Source organism: Caenimonas sedimenti (assembly GCF_007833165.1).
Taxonomy (GTDB): domain Bacteria; phylum Pseudomonadota; class Gammaproteobacteria; order Burkholderiales; family Burkholderiaceae_C; genus Ramlibacter; species Ramlibacter sedimenti.
Genome location: NZ_VOBQ01000013.1, coordinates 211,943 through 234,312, shown reverse-complemented (window position 1 = coordinate 234,312; position 22,370 = coordinate 211,943). Strand labels below are relative to the sequence as shown.

Here is a 22,370-nt window from a genome sequence, read left to right as displayed (position 1 = left end):
GAATGATGCGCGCTGGCGATATGCAAAATCGCCACAGGGCCCGTTCAGCCCTGGAGCAACGCTTTCAACCCGTCTTCGTCCAGAACCACGATCCCCAGTTCGCGGGCCTTCTCCAGTTTGCTGCCCGCCTCCCCGCCCGCCACGACATAGTCGGTCTTCTTGCTGACCGAACCAGCGACCTTCGCGCCGGCCGCCTCCAGCAGGTCCTTGGCCTCATCGCGGCTCAGGGTCGGCAAGGTGCCGGTGAGCACCACCGTCTTGCCCGAAAGCGGCTTGGGCGCCTGGGCTTCCGGTTCGCTCTCTTCCCAATGCACGCCGCAGGCGCGCAACTGCTCGATGACCTCGCGGTTGTGCGGCTGCTGGAAGAAGGCATGGGCGCTCTCGGCAACGATCGGCCCGACGTCCGGCACCTGCAGCAACTGGTCGACGCTCGCGTCCAGGATGGCGTCAAGCTTGCCGAAGTGGCGTGCCAGATCGCGCGCCGTCGACTCACCCACATGCCGGATGCCCAGGCCATAGAGGAAGCGGGGCAACGTGGTCTGCTTGGATTTCTCCAGGCCGGCGAGGAGGTTCTGGGCGGATTTCTCGCCCATGCGCTCCAGCGCCATCAGCGAGGTCAGGCCCAGCCGGTACAGGTCCGGGAGGGTCCGCACGATGCCGGCCTCCACCACCTGTTCCACGAGCTTTTCGCCCAGGCCCTCGATGTCCAGGGCGCGCCGCTGCGCGTAGTGCAGGATGGCACCCATGCGCTGCGCGCCGCAGAACAGGCCGCCAGTGCAGCGGTAGTCGGCCTCGCCTTCCTCGCGGAGGGCTTCCGAGCCGCACACGGGGCAGGTGCGCGGCATGGTGAACTGCGGCGCATCGGCCCGCCGCTTCTCGGCCACCACGGCGACGACCTCAGGGATCACGTCACCGGCGCGCCGCACGATCACCGTGTCGCCCACCCGCACGTCCTTGCGCCGCGCCTCGTCCTCGTTGTGCAGCGTCGCGTTGGTCACGGTGACGCCCCCCACGAACACGGGCGCGAGCTTGGCCACCGGGGTCAGCTTGCCGGTGCGGCCCACCTGCACCTCGATCGCGTCGACGGTCGTCAACTGCTCCTGCGCCGGGTATTTGTGCGCCACGGCCCAGCGCGGCTCGCGGCTGACGAAGCCCATCTGCTTCTGCAGCGCGAAGCTGTTGACCTTGTAGACCACGCCGTCGATGTCGAACGGCAGGCTGTCGCGCTCCTGGCCCACCGCCTGGTGGAAAGCGACGAGTTCGGCCGCGCCGGTGGCGAGCTGCGTCCGGGCGGACACCGGGAATCCCCAGGAGCGCAGCGTGAGCAGCGCCTCGTAGTGGCTGCGGAAGTCCGGTCCGCCCGCTTCCGCCGGCGTGACCTCCCCCGAGCCATAGGCGAAGAAGGAAAGCGGCCGCTGCCGCGACACGGCCGGATCGAGCTGGCGCACGGCCCCGGCCGCCGCGTTGCGCGGGTTGACGTAGGTCCGCTCGTTCTTCATGCCCTGGGCGATCTTCTCGCGCTGATGCTCGTTCAGCTTCTCGAAATCGTCGCGGCGCATGTAGACCTCGCCACGCACCTCCAGCACCGGCGGGGCATCCTGCGGCAGCTTCAGCGGAATCTGGCCGATGGTGCGGATGTTCTGCGTGACGTCCTCGCCGATCTCGCCATCGCCACGCGTCGCGGCCTGGACCAGCACCCCGTTCTCGTAGCGCAGGTTGATGGCCAGGCCGTCGAACTTGAGTTCGGCAACGTATTCGACCGGCGGATCGCCTTCCTTCAGGCCCAGTTCACGGCGCACGCGGCCGTCGAAGTTCTCCGCGCCCGTGGCCTCGATGTCGGTTTCCGTCCGGATCGACAGCATCGGCACGCGATGCCGCACCTTGGCAAAACCTTCGAGTGCCTTGCCCCCCACGCGCTGGGTGGGCGAATCCGGCGTCAACAGCTCCGGATGCGCGGATTCGAGCTCCTGCAGCTCGCGGAACAGCTTGTCGTACTCGGCATCCGGGAGCTCCGGATCGTCCAGCACGTAGTAGCGGTGGGCGTGGTGGTGCAGCAGTTGCCGCAGCGCGTCCGCGCGCTCGGCGACGGCGGCAGGGATCTGCGCCTTCACGAGAACAGGCGCCGTGCCTGCGGTGACCCGGCCGAGAGGTCGCGCGCGTCCAGCGTGTCGTAGAGGTCTTCGAGGTCGGCGCCGATGAAATCCAGCGCATCGTTGGCGAGCACCGTGCCGTTGTCGTCGGTGATCAAGCCTTCCATCGAGGCAGCCAATGCGATGGCGGCGTCACGCATGCGCATGAACGGCTGTTCGCTGCGCGGCACCTGCGGCACGTCGAGGCTGAGCGTCACCTCGCGGATGGCCGACTGCGAGAGGTCGTCGGCGAGCGCCGCCTGGGTCGAGAACGAGAGCCCCAGGATCGGTGAGCCGCCGTTCGACGCTGCGGGCAGCACCATCCGGCCCGGCAGCGCGCCGGCGACAAACCCCAGCTTCGCGGCGTGCTGCTGCAGGTACCCGGGGCTCCACGCCGCGGCGCGGGCGCGCAAGGTGAAGCCCAGTTGCGCGTCGTGCGCGCTGGCGAACTGGTCGAGCTCGCGGGCCCGCGCCACCTCGTCCAGCATCTCCGGGAATTCGGGCGCGCCGTTGACGGCATCGGCGAAGGCCTGCGCCTTGACGACGAACTCGGAATATTCGATCTCGTTGAGCGCGCCATTGCGGTTGGCCAGCTGCACACCGGCCTGGAAGGCGTTGTAGCGCTGGCCGGCGCGCGGCGTTTCCCATTCGCCCGTCGTCTCGTTGCGGCCTTCGATGGCGAAGGGCTTGCTGCCGGCGCGTCGCGTGGGCGGCAGGGCCGCCTGCGCCGCTTCACCGGTGACCACGGAGTCGATGACGATGGGCGCCAGGACGTCGATCAGCGCGTCCAGCCCCGGTTTGCGCTCCGGCACCGGGATCGGGCCCATGGTCACGACAGGATCGAAGGTCGGCTCCGCACGCACCGTTTCGCCTGCTTCGCTCGTCTTGGTGACCACGAAATCAGGCTGCTTCGGCGTGTTGCGCCGCGTCGTCCAGGCGTTGTAGGCGACCAGCGCCGCCAGGATCAACCCACCGAGGATCGCCAGGCCGACCGTGAAACCGCTCATGCAGCTTCGGCCATCGACACCGCCGACTCCATGTCGACCGCCACGATGCGCGAGACGCCCTGCTCCTGCATCGTCACGCCGATCAGCTGTTCCGCCATTTCCATGGCGATCTTGTTGTGGCTGATGAAGAGGAACTGCGTCTCGCGGCTCATGCTGGTCACCAGCTTGGCATAGCGCTCGGTGTTGGCATCGTCCAGGGGCGCGTCGACCTCGTCGAGCAGGCAGAACGGCGCGGGGTTCAGCTGGAAAATGGCGAACACGAGCGCGATCGCCGTCAATGCCTTCTCACCGCCCGAGAGCAGGTGGATGGTCTGGTTCTTCTTGCCGGGCGGCTGCGCCATCACCTGCACGCCGGAGTCGAGGATCTCCTCGCCCGTCATGACCAGGCGCGCGTTGCCGCCGCCGAAGAGCTCGGGGAACATCTTGCCGAAGTGCTCGTTGACCGTCTGGAAGGTGCTGCCCAGGAGCTCGCGGGTCTCGCCGTCGATCTTGCGGATGGCGTCTTCCAGCGTGGTGATGGCTTCGTTCAGGTCGGCGGACTGGGCGTCCAGGAACTGCTTGCGCTCGCGCGCGGTCGTCAGTTCTTCCAGCGCAGCCAGGTTCACGGCGCCCAAGGCGGCTACTTCGCGGTGGATCCGGTCGATCTCGGACTGCAGGCCGGTGAGGCGCACGTTGCCTTGCGTGATCGACAGGGCCACGGCTTCCAGGTCCGCTTGGGCGTCGGCCAGCAGCTGCGTGTACTGCTCCAGGCCCAAACGCGCCGCCTGTTCCTTCAATTGCAGCTCGGTGATGCGCTGCCGCTGCGGATCGAGCTCGCGCTCCAGTTGCAGGCGGCGTTCGTCGCTCGCGCGCAGCTTGGCGGTGAGGTCGTCGTATTCGCTGCGCTTGGCGCCCAGCACCTGCTCGCGTTCCAGCTTGAGCGACAGCGCGGTCTGCAGGCCGGCCTGCGCGGCAGCGTCGGTCAGGCGCGTCAACTCGTCCTGTGCGCGCTGTTCTTCCGCGGCGATGGAGGCGGCCTGCTGCGTCGCAGTCTCGATGGCGCGCTGCAGCTCGCCCTTGCGGGCTTCGAGCGCGCGCTGGGCGAACTGCGCCTCCTGCGCCTGGCGCTCCAGGCCGCGATGCTGCTCGCGCGCCTCGGCCACCTTGCGTTCGCCCTCGATGACACGCTCGTCGAGCTGGGCGTGGCGCTCCTGGCTGTCGGCCAGCTGCATGTCCAGCTCTTCAAAGCGGCCTTCGGCGGCGACGCGGCGCTCCTGCAGTTCCTCCAGCAACGCATCGACTTCGGCCAGGTCGCCGGCGATCTGCTCGCTTCGGGCGCGGGTCTGCTCGGCCAGCTGGGTCAGGCGCAGGGTTTCGACCTGCAGCTCGTGGGACTTCGACTGCGTCTCGGCCGCTTCGCGGCGTGCGGCCATCAGACGCTGGGAGGCATCGGTGTAGGCCGCCTCGGCGCGCACCAGCGCCGAACGCGCTTCCTCATGGATGAGCGTCTGCGCGCGCAGCTGCTTCTCGAGGTTCTCGATCTCCTGTTGGCGGGCCAGCAAGCCGGCCTGCTCCGAATCCTGCGCGTAGAAGCTCACGCTGTGGTGGCTCACCGCATGGCCGGATTTCACGTAGATCACTTCGCCGGCCTGCAGCTTCTCGCGGGCCGCCAGGGCATCCTCGAAGCTCGCCGCCGTGTAGCAGCCGTGCAGCCAGTCGGACAGCAAGGCCTTCTGGCCGGCGTCGTTCAGGCGCAGCAGGTCGGCCAGGCGCGGCAGCGCGGCCGCGGGTTCCGGCACGCCCGCGGGCGGCGGGCTGTAGAACGCCAGGCGGGCGGGCGGCGCGTCGTTCGCGAACGCGCGCACCATGTCCAGCCGGGAAATCTCCAGCGAGTTCATGCGCTCGCGCAGCGCGGCTTCCAGGGCGCTTTCCCAACCTTGCTCGATGTGGATGCGCGTCCACAGGCCTTGCAGCCCGCCCAGGCCATGCTTCGCCAGCCAGGGCTGCAGCTTGCCGTCCGTGCGCACCTTCTCCTGCAAGGCTTTCAGGGCTTCCATGCGCGCCGACAGGTCGGCCTGCTTGCCGCTTTCGGCGTTGACGGACTGCTGCTTGGCCCGGCGGTCTTCGTCGAGCTGCGGCACCTGCTCCTGCAACTCATGCAGGCGCGCATCGGCGGTTTCGGCGGCGTCCTGGGCGGCGGCCAGTTGCGCCTGCAGGTTGACGAGGCGCGCCTCGTCCGGCGCCGCCAGCGCATTGCGGTCGACGACGAGGCGTTCGCGCCGCTGGTTCAACTGGCGCGACTGCTCCTCGATGTTGCGCTGGTCGGCCGCCAGCACCTGGATCTGCTGCTGCACCTGCACCACGGCGCCGCGCTGTTCGGACGAGCGCGCCTGCGCCTGGCGCAGGGCTTCCTCCAAGTCGGGAAGTTGCAGGCCCTGGTCTTCCACCTGGGCTGCCAGCACGGTGGCCTTCTCTTCGGCCTCGATGCCCAGGGCGGCCAGGTTCTCGGTCTCGGCCGTGGCCTCGTCCTTGCGTGCCACCCACTGGGCGGCTTGCTCCTTCAGCTGGACCAGGCGCTGCTCGACGCGCTGGCGGCCCTCCACCACGAAGCGGATTTCGGCCTCCAGCCGGCCGACCTCGGCGCTGGCTTCGTAGAGCAGGCCCTGCGACTGGTTCACCTGGTCCCCGGCGGCGTAGTGGGCCTGCCGGATGGTTTCCAGCTCGCTTTCGATGCGCCGCAGGTCGGCGACGCGCGATTCGAGGTCGTTCACGGCCTTGTCGGCCTCCGCCTTGATCCGCCCCTGGTCGGTTTCGCTCTCGGCGCGCTTCAGGAACCACAGCTGGTGCTGCTTGAGCGTCACGTCGGCCTGCAGCGTGTTGTAGCGCTGCGCCACCTCGGCCTGTTTCTCCAGCTTGTCGAGGTTGGCGTTCAGCTCGCGCAGGATGTCTTCCACCCGCGTGAGGTTCTCGCGGGTGTCCGAGAGGCGGTTCTCCGTCTCGCGCCGCCGCTCCTTGTACTTGGAGACGCCGGCCGCTTCCTCCAGGAACAGGCGCAGCTCTTCCGGCTTGGATTCGATGATGCGGCTGATCGTGCCCTGGCCGATGATGGCGTAGGCGCGCGGCCCGAGACCCGTGCCCAGGAACACGTCCTGCACGTCGCGCCGGCGCACCGGCTGGTTGTTGATGTAGTAGCTGCTGGTGCCGTCGCGGGTCAGCACGCGCTTGACGGCGATCTCGGCGAACTGCGCCCATTGGCCGCCGGCCCGGTGGTCGGCGTTGTCGAACACCAGCTCGACCGAAGAGCGCGACGATGGCTTGCGCGTGTTCGTGCCGTTGAAAATGACGTCCTGCATCGACTCGCCGCGCAGCTCGCTGGCGCGCGATTCGCCCAGCACCCAGCGCACCGCGTCCATGATGTTGGACTTGCCGCAGCCGTTGGGGCCCACCACGCCGACCAGCTGGCCGGGCAACAGGAAATTGGTGGGTTCCGCGAAGGACTTGAACCCGGAAAGCTTGATGGAAGTGAGACGCACGACCCCTCGCCCGTGATGCTGGTTCTGAAAGAGCGGGGAATGATACCGTGCGGACGAAAGCGTTCTTTCCGCTCTGGGGCGGCGCTTGCAACGACTTGTGGTAGAGACCACCGCGCCCCGCCGGTTTCTGGCAAAAACAGGGCATGGCGGGCAAGGCCTTCATCGGTGTTTCGGGCTGGCGCTACACGCCCTGGCGCGGGCACTTCTATCCGAAGGGGCTGGCGCAGGCGCGCGAGCTCCAGTTCGCGGCCGGCCAGTTCCCCTCGCTGGAGCTGAACGGCTCGTTCTATTCGCTGCAACGGCCCTCCAGCTACGCGATGTGGGCGCGGCAGACGCCGCCCGGCTTCGTCTTCGCGGTCAAGGGCAGCCGCTACATCACCCACATGCTGCGCCTGCGCAAGGTCGAACAGGCGCTCGCCAATTTCCTCGCGTCCGGGCTGTTCGAGCTGGGCGACAAGCTCGGTCCCATCCTCTGGCAGTTTCCGCCGAATCTCCAGTACGACCCGGCGCTGTTCGAGGCGTTCTTCCGGCTCCTCCCGAAGACAGCCGCGGCCGCCGCCAAGCTGGCGGCCGGACACGATGAACGCCTGCAAGGACGGGCCAGCCTGGAGCCCCAGCGCAACCGCCGCTGGCGCCACGCCGTCGAAGTGCGCCATGCCAGCTTCGTCACGCCCGATTTCGTGCGCCAGTTGCGCAAGCACGGTGTCGCCTGGGTGGTGGCGGACACCCCCAAGCCCTGGCCCCTGTACGAGGACGTCACCGCGGATTTCGTCTACATGCGCCTGCATGGATCGACCGAGCTGTACAACAGCCGCTACACGAGCGAGGAACTGCGACGCTGGGCGCGGCTGGTGCGGGCCTGGCGGGACGGCCGGCAGGTGAGCGATGCGCGCCTCATCACGCGAGAGCGCCCACCGGTGCGTACCGGCCGTGACGTCTACTGCTATTTCGACAACACCGACAAGCGCCACGCGCCGGACAATGCGCGCGAGCTGATCGGGCTGGCAGGAGACCCGGCTGCCTAACATGCGCGCCATGGCTGTCGCGCCGCCACCTCCGGAGATGCGCCCGCGCAACGGCGGGCTGGATCCTCTCAGCTGCCCACGTGCATGGTGAACGTGGCGCCCGTGGAGAGGCGGCAGGTGCCCGTGCCCAGCGTCGGCGAGTTCATGGTGTAGCGGCAGTTGATGTAGCCGCCGCGGTTGCCCGCGCCATTGGCCACTCCGTCCCGCGGCGAACCTGCGTGCCGCGTCGCTTCCCCGGTGAAGGCTTCGCCACCGATGTTCGTGCTGAAGTGGCCCCGGCCGTTCAGGTCGTTGGTCACCAGTGCCCCGACCATCCCATACTGGGACGCCAGGTCGTTCGACGGGTACAGCCGCGCGGTGAAAGTCACCGGCCCGGGTGGCGGTGGCGTGGGAACGTGAATGACGGCGGGACCGGGCTGGGGTTGCTGCAGGGGCACCACATAGCAGCCGGTGAGGGCGGCGGCGGCAGCCATCAGGGTCACAAAAGCCGCGGAGCGGGGGGAGATCGCACGGATCGTCATGGAGATCCAGGTGGCCCAAGCACATGCTTGTGCCTGCACTTTCGTGGTTGCGGCCCCGCTCAGTGCCGCTATTTCATGCCAGAGTCGGTTCCTGATACCAAAAGTCGCGCAGCCCGGTACTGCACGCGGACTGGTCCGCGGTGGCGGAGATAATCCCGCCCATGAACCCCCTGTTGTCCCGGCTGCAGCCCTATCCCTTCGAACGGCTGCGGCAACTGTTCGCCGGGGTCACGCCCAACCCGGCCTACCGCCCCATCAGCCTGGGCATCGGCGAGCCGAAACACGCCACGCCGGAATTCATCAAGGAGGCGCTGACCGGCTCGCTCGCGGGGCTCTCGGTCTACCCGGCGACGGCCGGCGAGCCCAAGCTGCGCGAAGCATTCCGCCACTGGCTGCAAGTGCGCTATGGCCTGCTGGGGGTGGATGCGAACACGCAGATGCTGCCGGTGAACGGGTCGCGCGAAGCCCTGTTCGCATTCGCGCAGACGGTGATCGACCCCACCCGGGATGCGGTCGTCGTCTGCCCCAATCCGTTCTACCAGATCTACGAAGGCGCAGCCCTGCTGGCAGGGGCGCAGGCCTACTACGCGCCCAGCGACCCCGCGCGCAACTTCGCCGTCGACTGGGACGCCGTGCCTACGGAGATCTGGAACCGCACGCAGCTGATTTTTGTCTGCTCCCCGGGCAACCCCACGGGCGCGGTGATGCCCCTCGAGGAGTGGAAAAAGCTGTTCGAGCTTTCCGACCGCCATGGCTTCGTGATCGCCTCGGACGAGTGCTACAGCGAAATCTACTTCGGCGACACCCCGCCGCTGGGCGGCCTGGAAGCCGCCCGCAAGCTGGGCCGAACCGAGTTTCCCCGGCTGGTCTCGTTCACCAGCCTGTCCAAGCGCAGCAACGTGCCGGGCCTGCGCAGCGGCTTCGTCGCGGGTGACTCCGCCTGCATCAAGCAGTTCCTGCTGTATCGCACATACCACGGCAGCGCGATGAGCCCGGTGGTCCAGGCGGCCAGCGTGGCGGCCTGGAACGATGAGGCGCACGTGGCGGCCAACCGCGAGCAGTACCGCCGCAAATTCGCCGAAGTCACGCCCTTGCTCGCGCAAGTGCTGGACGTCCGGCTGCCCGACGCATCGTTCTATCTCTGGGCCGGCGTGAAGGGCAGCGACACGGAATTCGCCCGCGAGCTGCTCTCTCAATACAATGTAACGGTACTGCCGGGCAGCTACCTCGCCCGCGAGGCTGGCGGCACCAATCCGGGCGCCGGCCGCGTGCGCCTGGCCCTGGTCGCCGACACCGCCGAATGCGTGGAGGCCGCCCAGCGCATTGTCCAATTCGTCCGGAAATCCGAAGTCACTTCATGAGCCAGCAACTGCAGCAAACCATCGACAACGCGTGGGAAAACCGCGCAACCCTCTCGCCCAAGTCCGCCCCGAAGGAAGTGCTGGAGGCCGTGGACCACGTCATCGCGGAGATGAACAACGGCCACCTGCGGGTCGCCACCCGGGAAGGCGTCGGCCAGTGGACGGTGCACCAGTGGGTCAAGAAGGCGGTGCTGCTGTCGTTCCGGCTGAAGGAAAACGAGGTCATGCGGGCCGGCGACCTGGGCTTCTACGACAAGGTGCAGACCAAGTTCGCCCACCTGTCGCCCGAGGAAATGGCGGCCACGGGCGTGCGCGTGGTGCCGCCGGCGGTCGCCCGGCGGGGCAGCTACATCGCCAAGGGCGCCATCCTGATGCCCAGTTACGTGAACATCGGCGCCTACGTCGACGAAGGCACCATGGTGGACACCTGGGCCACCGTCGGTTCCTGCGCCCAGGTGGGCAAGAACGTGCACCTTTCCGGCGGCGTCGGCCTGGGTGGCGTGCTGGAGCCCCTGCAGGCCAACCCCACGATCATCGAGGACAACTGCTTCATCGGCGCCCGCTCCGAGGTGGTGGAGGGGGTGATCGTCGAGGAGAACTCGGTGATTTCCATGGGCGTCTACCTGGGCCAGAGCACCCCGATCTACGACCGGGCGACGGGCGCCGTGACCTATGGCCGGATTCCGGCGGGTTCGGTGGTCATTTCCGGGAGTCTCCCCAAAGACGGCGGCAAATACAGCCTGTATGCTGCAATCATCGTCAAGCGGGTCGATGCGCAGACGCGCGCGAAAACCAGCTTGAACGACCTGTTGCGCGATTGAACGTGCGCCAGGGGTAGGCGGAAGTAACCGAAGGACGGAGGGGTCCCATGTCCACGATGGAAAAGATCTTGCGTTTGATGGCCGAGAAAAAGGCCTCGGACGTCTATCTGTCGGCGCACGCGCCGGCCATGATCAAGATCAACGGGCAGTGTCTGCCGATCAACAACCAGATGCTGCCGCCGGAGGCCACTCGCCAACTGCTGGCCGAAGTGCTGCCGGCCCACCGCATCGAGGAACTCGACCAGACCGGCGAGCTGAACATGGCCCACGCCGTCGAGGGCGCCGGCAACTTCCGCTTCTCCGCCATGCGGCAGCGCGGCACCATCGCCGCCGTCATCCGGTACATCGCGACCGACATCCCGCCGCTGGGCTCGCTGTCCGTGCCCATGATCCTGGCCGAACTGATCATGGCCAAGCGCGGCCTGCTGCTGATGGTGGGCTCCACCGGCGCCGGCAAGAGCACCACGCTTGCTTCGATGATGGACCACCGCAACGAGAACATGGCTGGCCACATCCTCACCATCGAGGACCCGGTCGAATTCCTGTTCCGCAACAAGAAGTGCGTGGTGAACCAGCGGGAGGTCGGCAGCGACACGCAGTCGATGCAGACCGCCTTGAAGAACGCCCTGCGGCAGGCCCCCGACGTCATCCTGGTCGGTGAAATCCGCGACCGCGAGACCATGTCCGCCGCCATCGCCTACGCCCAGTCGGGCCACCTGTGCCTGGCGACGATGCACGCGAACAACAGTTACCAGGCCCTGAACCGCATCTTGTCGTTCTACCCCGTCGAGGTGCGTCCCACCATGCTGGGTGACCTGGCCGCGGCACTCAAGGCTGTGGTGTCGCAGCGCCTGCTGCGCACCGTGAGCGGGGGCCGCGCCCCGGCGGTGGAGGTGATGCTGAACACCAAGCTGGTGGCCGACCTGATCGAGAAAGGCGACTTCTCGGGCGTGAAAGAGGCCATGGAGCAGTCGATGGCCGAAGGCTCGCAGACTTTCGAGGCGGACATCGCCCGCCTGATCATGGAAGGTACCGTCGACAAGAAGGAAGGCCTGGCCTACGCCGATTCGCCGACCAACCTGCAATGGCGGCTGCAGAACACCTCGACGGGGAACAACCCCAACCAGCAGGCGGAGGAAGAGGTCGACGACGAACCCTCCTTCACCGAAATCACGCTGGACGTGAAACACTAGCGGGATGTCGAGCGCCCTTCGCCTTACCGAACAACTCATCTCCCAGCGCACCGTCACGCCGGCTGACGGCGAGTGCCAGTCCATCTTGGCGGGGCGTCTCGCGCCCCTCGGGTTCGCCTGCGAAACCATGCTGAGCGGCCCGGACGGTTTCCGGGTCACGAATCTCTGGGCCAGGCGACCCGGCCGCGGCGCGCGCACGCTGGTCTTCGCGGGCCACACCGACGTGGTGCCGACCGGGCCATTGGAACAGTGGCACAGCGACCCCTTCGTGCCCAGCCATCGTGATGGCCTGCTCTACGGGCGCGGCGCCGCGGACATGAAGACTTCGATCGCCGCCTTCACGGTCGCGGTGGAAGAATTCCTGGCTGCAAAACCCGATCCCGCCCTGTCCATCGCCCTGCTGCTCACCTCCGACGAAGAGGGCCCCAGCGTCGATGGCACGGTGGTGGTGTGCCAGCGGCTGCAGGAACGCGGCGAACAGCTGGACTACTGCATCGTTGGCGAGCCCACTTCGGTGGAGCGCCTGGGCGACATGATCAAGAACGGGCGGCGCGGCAGCCTGACCGGCAAGTTGACGGTCAAGGGCATCCAGGGCCACATCGCCTACCCCCAGCTCGCGAAGAACCCCATCCACCTGGTGCTGCCCGCCCTCGATGAGATGGCGACCACCGAATGGGATTGGGGCAACGACTACTTCCCGCCCACCAGCTGGCAGATCAGCAACATCCACGGCGGCACCGGCGCGGGCAACATCATCCCGGGCACGGTGGTGGTGGATTTCAACTTCCGCTTCGCGAGCGTCAGCACGGCCGAAGACCTGCAGAAGCGCGTGCATGACATCCTCGACCGCCATGCGCTCGACTACGAGCTGGCCTGGACGGTCGGTGGCCAGCCCTTCCTGACCACGCCCGGCGAACTGGTGGGCGCCGTACAGGCCGCCATCCGCGACGAAACCGGCCTCGAGACCGAGCTCTCCACCACCGGCGGCACCAGCGACGGCCGCTTCATCTCGCGCATCTGCCCGCAGGTGATCGAGTTCGGACCGCTCAATGCCAGCATCCACAAGATCGACGAGCACGTGCGGGTGGCGGACATCGAGCCGCTGAAGAACATCTACCGGCGCGTGCTGGAAAACCTGGACGCGCAGGCGGCGACGTGAACCTGCTGGAGCTGGTTGAAGCGGGGGCGGAGCGCCTCGCAGCCGCGGGCGTGTCCTTCGGCCACGGCACCGTGGATGCGTTCGATGAAGCAGCCTGGCTGGTGCTGTGGATGCTGCAGCTGCCGATCGATCGCCTGGACGACCACGCACGCCGCCCGGTCACCCCGGCGGAGCAGACGGCCGTGGAGGCACTGCTCGACAAACGGATCGCCACTCGCCAGCCGGCGGCCTACCTGACCCGCGAAGCCTGGCTGCAAGGCGTGCCTTTCTACGTGGACGAGCGCGTCATCGTCCCGCGCAGCTTCATCGCCGAGTTGCTGGCCGACGGCAGCATCGACCCATGGCTCTCGGACCGCACGCGGCAGGTGCTGGACCTGTGCACCGGCAATGGCAGCCTGGCGGTGCTGGCCGCCATGGCCTACCCCGACGTGCTGGTCGATGCGGCGGACATCTCGCTGGACGCCCTCGAGGTGGCGCGGATCAATGTGGGCAAACACGGACTGGAGGAACGGATCTCCGTCCATCCGTCGGACGGCCTGCAGGCCCTGCCCGGTCCCTACGACCTGATCCTGTGCAACCCGCCCTACGTGAGCGAAGGCAGCATGGGCGCGCTGCCGCCGGAGTACCTGGCCGAACCTCGCCTGGCCCTCGCCGGCGGGCCGGACGGCATGGATTTCATCCGCGGGCTGCTGCGGGACGCGCCGTCGCGCATGGGCCCGGACGCGGTACTGGTGCTGGAGATCGGCAATGAACGGGACCACTTCGAGGCCGCTTTTCCCCAGCTGGAAGCCGTCTGGCTGGAGACCAGCGCCGGGGAGGATCAGGTTCTCTTGCTGACCCGGGAGGCGCTGCTCTCGCAGGGATGAGAAAATCGCGGCAATGACCCGCGATATCTCCACCCGCATCCTGCACGCCGACCGCGCTGCCGGCGCCGAGCATGGCGCCACGCACAAGCCCCTCCATATCGCGACCGGCTACGGCTACGAGCGTGCCGAAGACCTCACCGCCGTGTTCCAGGGCGACAAGAGCGGCTACGTCTACGGCCGCCAGGGCAACCCGACCACCGCCGCGCTGGAAGCCAAGATCACCCTGATGGAAGACGCCGTCGGCACGGTGAGCTTCGCCTCCGGCATGGCCGCGATCATTTCCACCATGACGGCGCTGCTCCAGCGTGGCGACCATGTGGTGGCAAGCCGCTTCCTGTTCGGCAACACGGCCAGCTGGTTCAGCACCCTCACCCAGCTGGGCTGCGAAGTGACCCTGGTCGACGCCACCGATGCCGCGAACGTCGAACAGGCGCTGCGCCCCGAGACGCGCATGGTGTTCGTGGAAACCATCGCCAACCCGCGCACCCAGGTGGCCGACCTGGCCGGCATCGGCCAGCTGTGCACGGCGCGCCAGATCGTCTACATCGTCGACAACACACTGACCACGCCGCGGCTGTTCAGGCCCAAGGCCGTGGGCGCGTCACTCGTCATCCATTCGCTCTCCAAGGCGATCTGCGGCCACGGCAACGCCCTGGGCGGCTCGGTGAGCGACACCGGGCTGTATGACTGGGCTGCGTACCCCAACCTGCTGCCGGCCTATCGCAAGGGGGCCCAGGCGAACTGGGGCCTGCTGCAGATCCGCAAGAAGGGTTTGCGCGACCTGGGCGGCACGCTCAGCGCGGAGCACGGCCATCGCATCGCAACCGGCGCCGAAACGCTCACGCTGCGCATGGAGCGCGCCTGCGGCAACGCCATGGCACTGGCGCGCTGGCTGGAGGCCGCGCCCTTGGTGTCGGCCGTGCACTACCCGGGATTGAAGAGCCACGACCAGCATGGGCGGGCCACGGACCTGTTCAGCGGCTACGGCGCGCTGTTCAGCTTCGAAACGGTGGACGGTGTCGACCCGTTCGACGTGCTGAACGCGCTGGAACTCGTCATCAAGTCGAGCCACCTCGGCGACAACCGCACGCTGGCCCTGCCGGCCGCCCGGACCATCTTCTGGGAGATGGGCGAGCAGATGCGCCAGAGCATGCAGATCGCCGACTCGCTGATCCGCGTGTCGGTGGGCATCGAGGCCGAAGCCGACCTGCTGGCCGACTTCGAGCAGGCCTTCTCGAAGCTGGGCAACAAGTGATCCAGCTGCGCAACGTCACCTTGCGCCGCGGCGCCAAGGTGCTGCTCGATCGCGTTTCGGTCACCATCAACCCCGGCGAGAAGGTCGGCCTGGTCGGCCGCAACGGTGCGGGCAAGTCCACTCTGTTCGCGTTGCTGAACGGCACCCTGCACGAGGACGCCGGCGACTTCTCGCTGCCGGCGCACTGGCAGAAGGCCGAAGTCGCGCAGAACATGCCGGAGACAGACGAGGCGGCCACCGCCTTCGTGCTCGCCGGCGACACGCGCCTGATGGCGCTGCGCGATGAACTCACGCGCGCGGAGGAAAGCGGCGACGGCTACGCGATCGCGCATGCCCATTCCGACCTGGCAGATGCCGGAGAGCACGACGCCGGGCCCCGGGCCCAGTCGCTGATCCTCGGGCTGGGTTTCCGCCCGCACGAACTCGACCAGCCGGTGAACAGCTTCTCCGGCGGCTGGCGGATGCGCCTGCAGCTGGCACGGGCGCTGATGAGCCCGTCCGACCTGCTCCTGCTGGACGAACCCACCAACCACCTGGACCTGGATGCCCTGGTCTGGCTGGAAGGCTGGCTGCAGCGCTATGCCGGCACGCTGATCATCATCAGCCACGACCGCGAATTCCTCGACGCCGTCACGGGCGTCACTCTGCACATCGAGCAGCAGCAGCTCACGCGCTATGGCAGCAACTACAGCGGCTTCGAGCTGTTGCGCGCGCAGCAGCTGGAGCAGCAGTCGGCCGCCTTCTCCAAGCAGAAGGACAAGATCGCCCACCTGCAGAAGTTCATCGACCGCTTCAAGGCCAAGGCCAGCAAGGCCAAGCAGGCGCAAAGCCGCGTCAAGGCGCTGGAGCGCATGGAGAAGATCGCGCCGGTGCTGGCGAACGCGGAGTTCACCTTCGAGTTCAAGGAGCCGGCCAACCTGCCGAACCCCATGCTGGCGATCAGCGACGCGGCGTTCGGCTACGGCGAAGACAACGTCATCCTGAGCGGCGTGAACCGGTCGGTGATGGCGGGCCAGCGCATCGGCATCCTGGGCGCCAACGGCCAGGGCAAGTCGACGCTGGTGAAGACCATCGCCCGGACCATGCCGCCCATGGCGGGCAACATCACCGAAGGCAAGGGCCTGGCCATCGGCTACTTCGCGCAGCAGGAGCTCGACGTGCTGCGCCCGCAGGACACGCCGCTGGAGCACATGATCCGCCTGGCGCGTGACACCGGCGCGGCGCTCGGGCAGTCTTCGCGCGAACAGGACCTGCGCAATTTCCTCGGCCAGTTCCTCTTCAGCGGCGACATGGTGCAGCAGGCAGTCGGCACGATGAGCGGCGGCGAGAAGGCGCGGCTGGTGCTGGCCATGATCGTCTGGCAGCGCCCCAACCTGCTGCTGCTGGACGAGCCCACCAACCACCTCGACCTGAACACGCGCGAAGCGTTGGGCATGGCTCTGAACGAGTTCGAGGGCACCGTCATGCTGGTCAGCCACGACCGTGCACTGCTGCGCGCGGTGTGCGACGAGTTCTGGCTGGTCGGGCGGGGCGTCATCGGCCCGTTCGATGGGGACCTGGACGATTACCAGAAGTACCTGCTGGACGAAGCCAAGCGGCTCCGGGATCAGGTTGCCAAAGGTGGCGCGCCATCTGGTGCGCTCCCAGCAGCCGCCGTCGCCCCGCCACCACCGGCCGAGCCCCGCGGCAATCCTCAGGAGCAGCGCAAGGCCCAGGCCCAGCAGCGCCAGCAATTGGCGGCGCGCTTGAAGCCGTTGAAGAAGGAGCTGGAGCAGGCGGAGCGCCGCATGGCTTCGCTGCAGCAGGAGAAGGCCGGCGTCGAGGAAAAGCTGAACGGGACCTTGGCCGCGCAAGACATGGCGGACGCCGGGAGGCGCCTCAAGGCCATCACCGACGAGCTGGACGCGCTGGAGGAACGCTGGCTGGCGCTCTCCGGCGACATCGAGACGGCCGCTGCCGCCACCGGCTGACTTTGTCTATGATGACTGCGCCCTGAGCTTCGCATCATGCCCACCGCCCTCCAACTCGCCGCCGGCAACCCGCAGATGCAGGAGGCCGTGCGCCGCGCCCGCAAGTTGCTGAACAAGCGCGCGATGATGGGCGCCGCCGCGAGTGCGGTGCCCGTCCCGGGGCTCGACTGGCTGGTGGATGCCGCGCTGCTGTCGAAACTGCTGCCGGCCATCAGCGCGGAATTCGGCTTGACCGCGGAACAGGTGGAGCGGCTGCCGAAGCACAAGCGCGAGCAGGTGCAGAAGGCGGTGAGCGTGGTGGGGTCGATGGTGATCGGAAAGTTCATCACCCGTGAACTCGTGATCCGCGTCGCGGCGGCCGTGGGCGCGCGGATGACCGCCAAGCAGGCGGCCAAGTACGTGCCGCTGGCCGGCCAGGCGCTTGCCGCACTGATCGGCTACACGGCGATCCGCTACCTGGGTGAGGAGCACATCCGCGACTGCGTGCTGGTGTGCAAGCAGGCCGACCTGCTGTTGCCGGCGCCCTCGCCCACGGTGATCAGCTCGGACGCTTGAGTCTGCCTTCGGCCAACGGCTGGAGCGAAAGTGCATCCAGGGCGCGTTGCCGTGAAGCCTGCAGCCGCTGGCCGGTCAGTTCCGCCGTGTAGCGCAGCTTGCGCAGATCGGCTTCGCTTGCATCACCCTCGGGCGCGAAGCTGAAACAGCACAAGGTGCCGTAGAGCTCACCGTTCGGCAGCTTCACCGGCGTGCTGATGTGCGTGCCGATGGAAAACGGCGTGGCGGGCGCCACGCCAGCGGCTTGGAGCGGCTTGGCATCCGCGATGAATTCAGGCAGGCGGCCATCGACGACGCGCTGGCACCAGCTCTCCTCGATGGGGTCTCCGGCACCCTCGGCGAGCAACGCCTCGGGACCTTGCTCGACCTGCCGGAACACCCGCTGGCCGCCCGTGAATTCGGAGACGAAGACGACGTCCATCTTCATCTTGGCGCGCAGCAGCTTGAGGACGTCGTGGATGCAACCGTCGAGGTGGGCATCCGATTCATCGGCCGTCGCCACCATCAGTTCGGCCACGCGGACTTGCAGATCGTCGGGGTCGTAGTCTTGGAGCATGGGGACGGATTGTGCATGCCCCAGCGGGTGCGGGGCGCTACTGTGGCGAGCGCCCAAGCGGAACCACGAGGCGTTGCAGCGCCTCCATCAGTCGGCTGGTCACGGCTTCGCACAGATCGCAATGTGCCTCCATATCCACCCGCGCTCCATCCACCTGGGCGAGGTCGCCGTCATTGCCGCACGCCGCCAGGAAAGCGGCGTACTTTTCCTCCGCCATGGCGGCTGCACGTCGCGCGGTGGCGATCAGCTCGTCCATCGATGGGCTTGGAAGCTCCATGCGGCAAGTCTATGGGCGGACGGGACGTCCCTCACCGCCACGCCGCTCCACGCCATGCGCCAAAGCGGCACTAGCTCACGGGCGCCGCAGGCTTTACCCAGCGGCGAAGGGGTGGGCAGCGGGGGGCGTACGGCTCGCATGCAAATATCGAAGGCAACGAAAAAGGGACCGATCATTTCTGATCGATCCCTTCGGATTTTGTTGGTAGGACGTGCAGGATTCGAACCTGCGACCAACGGATTAAAAGTCCTGATCTTCCTACGTTGATCTGAATTCTGCCAGATTCGATTCGGTTGGACAAACCCCTTATGAATCAATGACTTAGGATGGCTTTGATCGCTTTTCGGGTTGATCGAGATGGGGCAAAATATCTGAAAAGTGGCTACATGGTGGCTACATGGAACCGGACTTTCTGGACCAACGGATATGCGCCCACGACACGATACACCCATCGATCTCGCAAGCAGCCACGAGCTCACGGCCGGCCTGATTGCGCGCCTGCATTGCCCTGCCGACAAATCCCAGGCGTTCCTTCGAGACCGGAAGGCCCCAGGTCTGCGCGTTCGGGTGACCGGCGCTGGCGCCAAGTCCTTCGTATTTGAAGCCAAACTTGGCCGAGACACCATTCGGCGAACCATTGGCGATGTGCGGTCCTGGTCCATCGAGGATGCGCGCACCGAGGCCAACAGGCTGCGAGTGCTGGTCGACACGGGAAAGGATCCTCGCGAGCTGGAGAGGCAAGAGGCGGAACGACGGGCAGCCGAAGCCAAGCGGATGGAAGTGGCCGAAGGAATGCGGGAGCAGACGCTGAGAAAGCTCTGTTCGACCTACTGCAGTTACTTGAAGAGCGAGGGTAAGTCGTCATGGCGGGATGCGGAGGGCATTTTCGACAACCATCTGCTCGACCCCTTCCCTGACCTGGCTGAGACAGTGGCCTCCGAGGTGAGCAAGGCCAGCATCGTCGCCGTCCAGCGCAGGCTTGTGGAAGCCGGGAAGAAGACCACGGCGCGCAAGTTCAGAGCCTATTTGCGGGCTGCCTATACGCGGGCAAGCCGCGCCGACTCCGACTCTACGCTGCCTGCGTCTTTTGTGGCCTTCGGCATCACCGACAACCCTGTCGCCAGCACCGCACCGATCAAGACCAGGCCGGACAAGCGCCCGCTGTCAGAAACTGAAATCCTCAGGTACTGGGCCGCGCTGAAGACGGATCCGAGCACGGCCGGTGCTGCGCTTCGCGTGCACCTGCTGACGGGTGCACAAAGAGCCGCACAGCTAATGCGGGCCACCGCCGAGCGAGACCTCAGCGACGATCGGCTTCGCCTGTGGGATGGCAAGGGGAATCGCGACGAAGCCCGTGAACATTTAATTCCGCTGACGGGGGCAATCCGGAAGGAGCTCAAGATGCTGTCCACTGAGGGCTTCATCTTCAGCACGGACGGTGGTATTACGCCAATGCATCCGACCAGCCTCTCAGCATGGGCAGGAGAGATTGGCAAGAGCGCGGGGATCGATGGATTCCAGCTCAAGAGAGTTCGCTCTGGTGTGGAGACCTTGCTGGCTGCGGCAGGCATCCCCTTGCATATCCGAGGCCAGCTTCAGTCGCACGGAATCAGCGGAGTCCAGGCGACGCACTATGACGCGCACGAATACTTGGCAGAGAAGCGTCACGCATTGACTGTATTGCACAGGAAGCTGGAACGGCCTACGGCACGACCCGTTGGTTCGTAGCTTCGCTGCGCTTGCGCAAGTTGTTGATTTTTCTTGGAAGGGTCCCTCTGGGGCCGCAAAACCTGTTCAGGAGTTTTTGACGTTCTCAGGGGTCGAGTTCCCTCAAGCCGAGCGCCAGCATATCGGATCTCGGCAGAGCCGACCAATTCCCTGTTCGAATCGACTCTGTGGAAACAAGAGGTTTGACCGACCGGCGCCCTCAGATGCCATGCACGGAATTCTCGCCCTCGCTGTCCTTCCGTTCACGCTGGTGATCAATGGGACGGCACGACTTCGATGATCCGCTTGCCGCCTTGCAGCGCGCGGCCACAATCATCCATCTCGCTCAGAACGTGCGAGAGGTCCGTGCCCAAACCGAGCCCGCATTGGTACGCGATTCGCAAGTCCAGATCGCCTACAACGTCCAGCGGGCTTGTGACCCGGGCACACGCGGCCAGCAGTCGGCTCGCGGCCACGGCCACGCCTTCGCGCTCGGCCTGACTGACGACAGCAAGCGCCGCGAAGTGCCCTTTGCTCAGCCGGGCGATGGACCAGTCCTCACCAAGCGCCGCCTGCATGGCCGATGCAAGCTGCAGCAGAACCTCGTCCGTGAGCTCGAAGCCCAGGCTCTCGCCGGTTCGGTCCGCGTTGCATAAGACCAGCAGCAGCGCACAAAGTGTCTGATGATCGCCGGCGCCCAGACGCAACTGCATTCGTTGACACTCTTGATGCAGACCGCGGTAGGAGAGCAGAGCTGTGAGGCGATCGCGCGTGCCCCGCCGCGCCTCGACGCCGAGCGCGTCACGGCCATAGCGAAGCCGCTGGAACTGGGCGTGGCGCAGGACGAGGACGCTGCCGAACAGCGCGCATCCCGCCCCCGCGGACTTCATCTCCAGCCCGTTCCAGACAACCCCGTCGGCAAACGCGACCACCAAGGATGCGGCGAATAGCGCCAGCGCACTGGCAAGCCAGGCCAGATAGCGCCCTCCGCGAAGCCAGCTGACGATCCACATCGCTACCATGGCGGCGACGCAGACGCACACGAAGCCGGCCAGCAGGGGCCAGCGCCAGGGGAGCAGCGTCTCCTGGACGCCAAAAGCGATGACGAGCAGAGCCAGCGCAATCACCGTCGACACGCTGCGGTCGCGCCAACGCCCAGGCGGCAGCCGGTCGAACTGACGCAACATCCACCAGAACAGAATTGCGGTCAGCAGCACGGGGAAAACAACCTTCGAGTCGTCGTTCAGCCGAGGCCAGTCGGGATAGAGCCAGCTTGCGCCATAGTCATCAAAGGCGATGACGGTCAGAACGGCGATGGCGGCATACGCGACACCCAGTCCGGAGGAGCGGGTGCGCTGGGTGAATGCGGAGATCAGGCAGATCACCAGGGTCATCAGGCCCATGCCGATCACCACGCCGGAGAGGTTGGCCTGCCTCAGTTTCACCTCGTCGTGGCGCGAGCGCGGCCATGCCGCCACATGCGCATTCGAGGTTGCAGTGTCCTCGACGACGATCTTCAGATCCAAATGTCGTTTGATCATCGGGGGCAGGAAGGTTGGAAACTGGCCGTAGACGGGCCAATCGGCTAGCGGTACGCGGTGGCCCGCTCGTGCCGAGGACCACGCATGGCCTTCAGCGCGCACTGTCGGGATCGTGTCCGCTGTCACGTTTCCGTGCAGGGCGGCGGCCAACACAAGTACGCCTACCCTGCCCCCAATTTGGCGCAGAGTTCGCTTGGACGAAGCTTCGCGCTCCGGTTCAAAGACTGCGAAATGCTCGTGGCCCCAGTTCCGGGCGAAGGCATGTGGCTTCTTGCGACGCAACGGATGCAGAATGGCAGCAGTTGTCGCCTTCGGTATTAGGGACTATCCCGCACCAGAGCGGATCTCGCGCCATTTGGGTCGCGCTCGTAGAGGGCTTGGCAGCCCCACAAGCTGGTCGAAACGTTGTACGCTCCCGGAATGAAAACCGACATTGCGGAGGTTGACGCGCGATTGCAGCGCACCCTTGCGGATGTCTTCGGTTCATCCGCCGGCAGCATCGCTGACGTTGAGCAGCGCGCGTTGGCGCTGTTCGATCCGCCGGTCATCGTCTGGGAAGGCGATCCGGACACGTTCCAGTTCACCTATGTCAGCAAATGCGCGGAGGATGTGCTGGGATATCCCGTGTCGCGCTGGTTGGAACTCGGATTCTGGGCGCATTCGGTGGTGCATCCTGACGATCAGACGAACGCAGTTGCATTCTGCGCGCTCGCCACCGCCAAGGGACGCGATCATGACTTCCAGTATCGCGCGACGTGCGCCGATGGACGCGTCGTCGTCCTGCACGACATGGTGCACGTCATCAAAGGGCCGTTGAAAGTGCCGATCCGCTTGCGCGGCGTGATGACATTGGTCGCTACTTCAGAATTCCAGGAACCTTCTCGCTCTCCGTAGCGCGCGCAACCCGCACCGGCT

The 22,370-nt window shown here is 66.6% G+C and carries 18 protein-coding genes; 11 read left to right on the top strand and 7 right to left on the bottom strand.

The features are described 5' to 3' along the window. Window positions 1-44 precede the first annotated feature (44 nt). Genes ligA through smc form a run of 3 tightly spaced genes read right to left on the bottom strand, consistent with a single transcriptional unit; the run spans window position 45 to window position 6,648 of the window. Complete coding sequence (gene ligA / locus FN976_RS17375; RefSeq protein ID WP_145894301.1) at window positions 45-2,111, bottom strand: NAD-dependent DNA ligase LigA; 2,067 nt, start codon at window positions 2,109-2,111, stop codon at window positions 45-47. Further along, complete coding sequence (locus FN976_RS17370) at window positions 2,108-3,136, bottom strand: cell division protein ZipA C-terminal FtsZ-binding domain-containing protein (protein WP_145894300.1); 1,029 nt, start codon at window positions 3,134-3,136, stop codon at window positions 2,108-2,110. Before FN976_RS17370 ends, ligA begins: the two co-directional genes overlap by 4 nt. Continuing rightward, window positions 3,133-6,648, bottom strand: a complete 3,516-nt coding sequence (gene smc, locus FN976_RS17365) for a chromosome segregation protein SMC (protein ID WP_145894299.1) — start codon at window positions 6,646-6,648, stop codon at window positions 3,133-3,135. Before smc ends, FN976_RS17370 begins: the two co-directional genes overlap by 4 nt. A 143-nt stretch (window positions 6,649-6,791) precedes the next feature. Between smc and FN976_RS17360 the strand changes: the two genes are divergently transcribed. Continuing rightward, a complete protein-coding gene (locus FN976_RS17360; RefSeq protein WP_145894298.1) occupies window positions 6,792-7,673 on the top strand; it encodes a DUF72 domain-containing protein in 882 nt (293 codons plus the stop codon). 68 nt (window positions 7,674-7,741) lie between these two features. Here the strand turns inward: FN976_RS17360 and FN976_RS17355 are convergent, their stop codons facing one another. Next, the gene (locus FN976_RS17355) at window positions 7,742-8,194 is read right to left on the bottom strand and encodes a hypothetical protein (RefSeq protein ID WP_145894297.1); all 453 of its coding nucleotides are present in this window, start codon (window positions 8,192-8,194) and stop codon (window positions 7,742-7,744) included. Window positions 8,195-8,355: 161 nt separating this feature from the next. On the opposite strand from FN976_RS17355, the gene dapC reads away from it, so the two are divergent. From dapC to FN976_RS17315, 8 genes are read left to right on the top strand one after another with little or no spacing between them, the layout of a single operon-like run. Then, on the top strand, window positions 8,356-9,555 hold the full coding sequence (dapC, locus tag FN976_RS17350; protein ID WP_145894296.1) for a succinyldiaminopimelate transaminase: 1,200 nt from the start codon (window positions 8,356-8,358) through the stop codon (window positions 9,553-9,555). Beyond that, window positions 9,552-10,376, top strand: a complete 825-nt coding sequence (gene dapD / locus FN976_RS17345; protein WP_145894295.1) for a 2,3,4,5-tetrahydropyridine-2,6-dicarboxylate N-succinyltransferase — start codon at window positions 9,552-9,554, stop codon at window positions 10,374-10,376. The genes dapC and dapD overlap by 4 nt, the downstream gene beginning before the upstream one ends. Before the next feature lie 47 nt (window positions 10,377-10,423). Next, complete coding sequence (locus tag FN976_RS17340; RefSeq protein WP_145894294.1) at window positions 10,424-11,569, top strand: PilT/PilU family type 4a pilus ATPase; 1,146 nt, start codon at window positions 10,424-10,426, stop codon at window positions 11,567-11,569. A 4-nt stretch (window positions 11,570-11,573) separates the two neighbouring features. After that, on the top strand, window positions 11,574-12,728 hold the full coding sequence (dapE, locus tag FN976_RS17335) for a succinyl-diaminopimelate desuccinylase (protein ID WP_145894293.1): 1,155 nt from the start codon (window positions 11,574-11,576) through the stop codon (window positions 12,726-12,728). Beyond that, window positions 12,725-13,594, top strand: coding sequence for a 50S ribosomal protein L3 N(5)-glutamine methyltransferase (prmB, locus tag FN976_RS17330; RefSeq protein WP_145894292.1), 870 nt, complete (start codon window positions 12,725-12,727; stop codon window positions 13,592-13,594). Before dapE ends, prmB begins: the two co-directional genes overlap by 4 nt. A gap of 13 nt (window positions 13,595-13,607) precedes the next feature. Next, window positions 13,608-14,849, top strand: a complete 1,242-nt coding sequence (locus tag FN976_RS17325; protein WP_145894291.1) for a cystathionine gamma-synthase family protein — start codon at window positions 13,608-13,610, stop codon at window positions 14,847-14,849. Continuing rightward, window positions 14,846-16,819, top strand: a complete 1,974-nt coding sequence (locus FN976_RS17320; protein WP_145894290.1) for an ABC-F family ATP-binding cassette domain-containing protein — start codon at window positions 14,846-14,848, stop codon at window positions 16,817-16,819. Before FN976_RS17325 ends, FN976_RS17320 begins: the two co-directional genes overlap by 4 nt. A gap of 36 nt (window positions 16,820-16,855) precedes the next feature. Next, a complete protein-coding gene (locus FN976_RS17315) occupies window positions 16,856-17,374 on the top strand; it encodes a hypothetical protein (protein ID WP_145894289.1) in 519 nt (172 codons plus the stop codon). Here the strand turns inward: FN976_RS17315 and FN976_RS17310 are convergent. After that, a complete protein-coding gene (locus FN976_RS17310) occupies window positions 17,358-17,930 on the bottom strand; it encodes a GAF domain-containing protein (RefSeq protein ID WP_186510937.1) in 573 nt (190 codons plus the stop codon). The two genes, FN976_RS17315 and FN976_RS17310, sit on opposite strands and share 17 nt — an antisense overlap. 37 nt (window positions 17,931-17,967) lie before the next feature. Next, window positions 17,968-18,186, bottom strand: a complete 219-nt coding sequence (locus FN976_RS17305; RefSeq protein ID WP_145894288.1) for a hypothetical protein — start codon at window positions 18,184-18,186, stop codon at window positions 17,968-17,970. Window positions 18,187-18,633: 447 nt separating this feature from the next. On the opposite strand from FN976_RS17305, the gene FN976_RS17295 reads away from it, so the two are divergent. Next, a complete protein-coding gene (locus FN976_RS17295; RefSeq protein ID WP_145894287.1) occupies window positions 18,634-19,935 on the top strand; it encodes a tyrosine-type recombinase/integrase in 1,302 nt (433 codons plus the stop codon). Between the two features lie 254 nt (window positions 19,936-20,189). Here the strand turns inward: FN976_RS17295 and FN976_RS17290 are convergent, their stop codons facing one another. Continuing rightward, on the bottom strand, window positions 20,190-21,605 hold the full coding sequence (locus tag FN976_RS17290) for a 7TM diverse intracellular signaling domain-containing protein (RefSeq protein WP_145894286.1): 1,416 nt from the start codon (window positions 21,603-21,605) through the stop codon (window positions 20,190-20,192). Between the two features lie 270 nt (window positions 21,606-21,875). Between FN976_RS17290 and FN976_RS17285 the strand changes: the two genes are divergently transcribed. After that, the gene (locus tag FN976_RS17285; protein WP_145894285.1) at window positions 21,876-22,349 is read left to right on the top strand and encodes a PAS domain-containing protein; all 474 of its coding nucleotides are present in this window, start codon (window positions 21,876-21,878) and stop codon (window positions 22,347-22,349) included. The last annotated feature ends 21 nt before the right edge of the window (window positions 22,350-22,370 follow it).

Bases quoted from the DNA above. Each gene is read 5' to 3' on its own strand.
- FN976_RS17370 (WP_145894300.1), bottom strand. From the start codon at position 3,136: ATGAGCGGTTTCACGGTCGGCCTGGCGATCCTCGGTGGGTTGATCCTG.
- FN976_RS17360 (WP_145894298.1), top strand. From the start codon at position 6,792: ATGGCGGGCAAGGCCTTCATCGGTGTTTCGGGCTGGCGCTACACGCCC.
- FN976_RS17355 (WP_145894297.1), bottom strand. From the start codon at position 8,194: ATGACGATCCGTGCGATCTCCCCCCGCTCCGCGGCTTTTGTGACCCTG.
- dapC (WP_145894296.1), top strand. From the start codon at position 8,356: ATGAACCCCCTGTTGTCCCGGCTGCAGCCCTATCCCTTCGAACGGCTG.
- dapD (WP_145894295.1), top strand. From the start codon at position 9,552: ATGAGCCAGCAACTGCAGCAAACCATCGACAACGCGTGGGAAAACCGC.
- FN976_RS17340 (WP_145894294.1), top strand. From the start codon at position 10,424: ATGTCCACGATGGAAAAGATCTTGCGTTTGATGGCCGAGAAAAAGGCC.
- dapE (WP_145894293.1), top strand. From the start codon at position 11,574: ATGTCGAGCGCCCTTCGCCTTACCGAACAACTCATCTCCCAGCGCACC.
- FN976_RS17325 (WP_145894291.1), top strand. From the start codon at position 13,608: ATGACCCGCGATATCTCCACCCGCATCCTGCACGCCGACCGCGCTGCC.
- FN976_RS17315 (WP_145894289.1), top strand. From the start codon at position 16,856: ATGCCCACCGCCCTCCAACTCGCCGCCGGCAACCCGCAGATGCAGGAG.
- FN976_RS17310 (WP_186510937.1), bottom strand. From the start codon at position 17,930: ATGCTCCAAGACTACGACCCCGACGATCTGCAAGTCCGCGTGGCCGAA.
- FN976_RS17305 (WP_145894288.1), bottom strand. From the start codon at position 18,186: ATGGACGAGCTGATCGCCACCGCGCGACGTGCAGCCGCCATGGCGGAG.
- FN976_RS17295 (WP_145894287.1), top strand. From the start codon at position 18,634: ATGCGCCCACGACACGATACACCCATCGATCTCGCAAGCAGCCACGAG.
- FN976_RS17285 (WP_145894285.1), top strand. From the start codon at position 21,876: ATGAAAACCGACATTGCGGAGGTTGACGCGCGATTGCAGCGCACCCTT.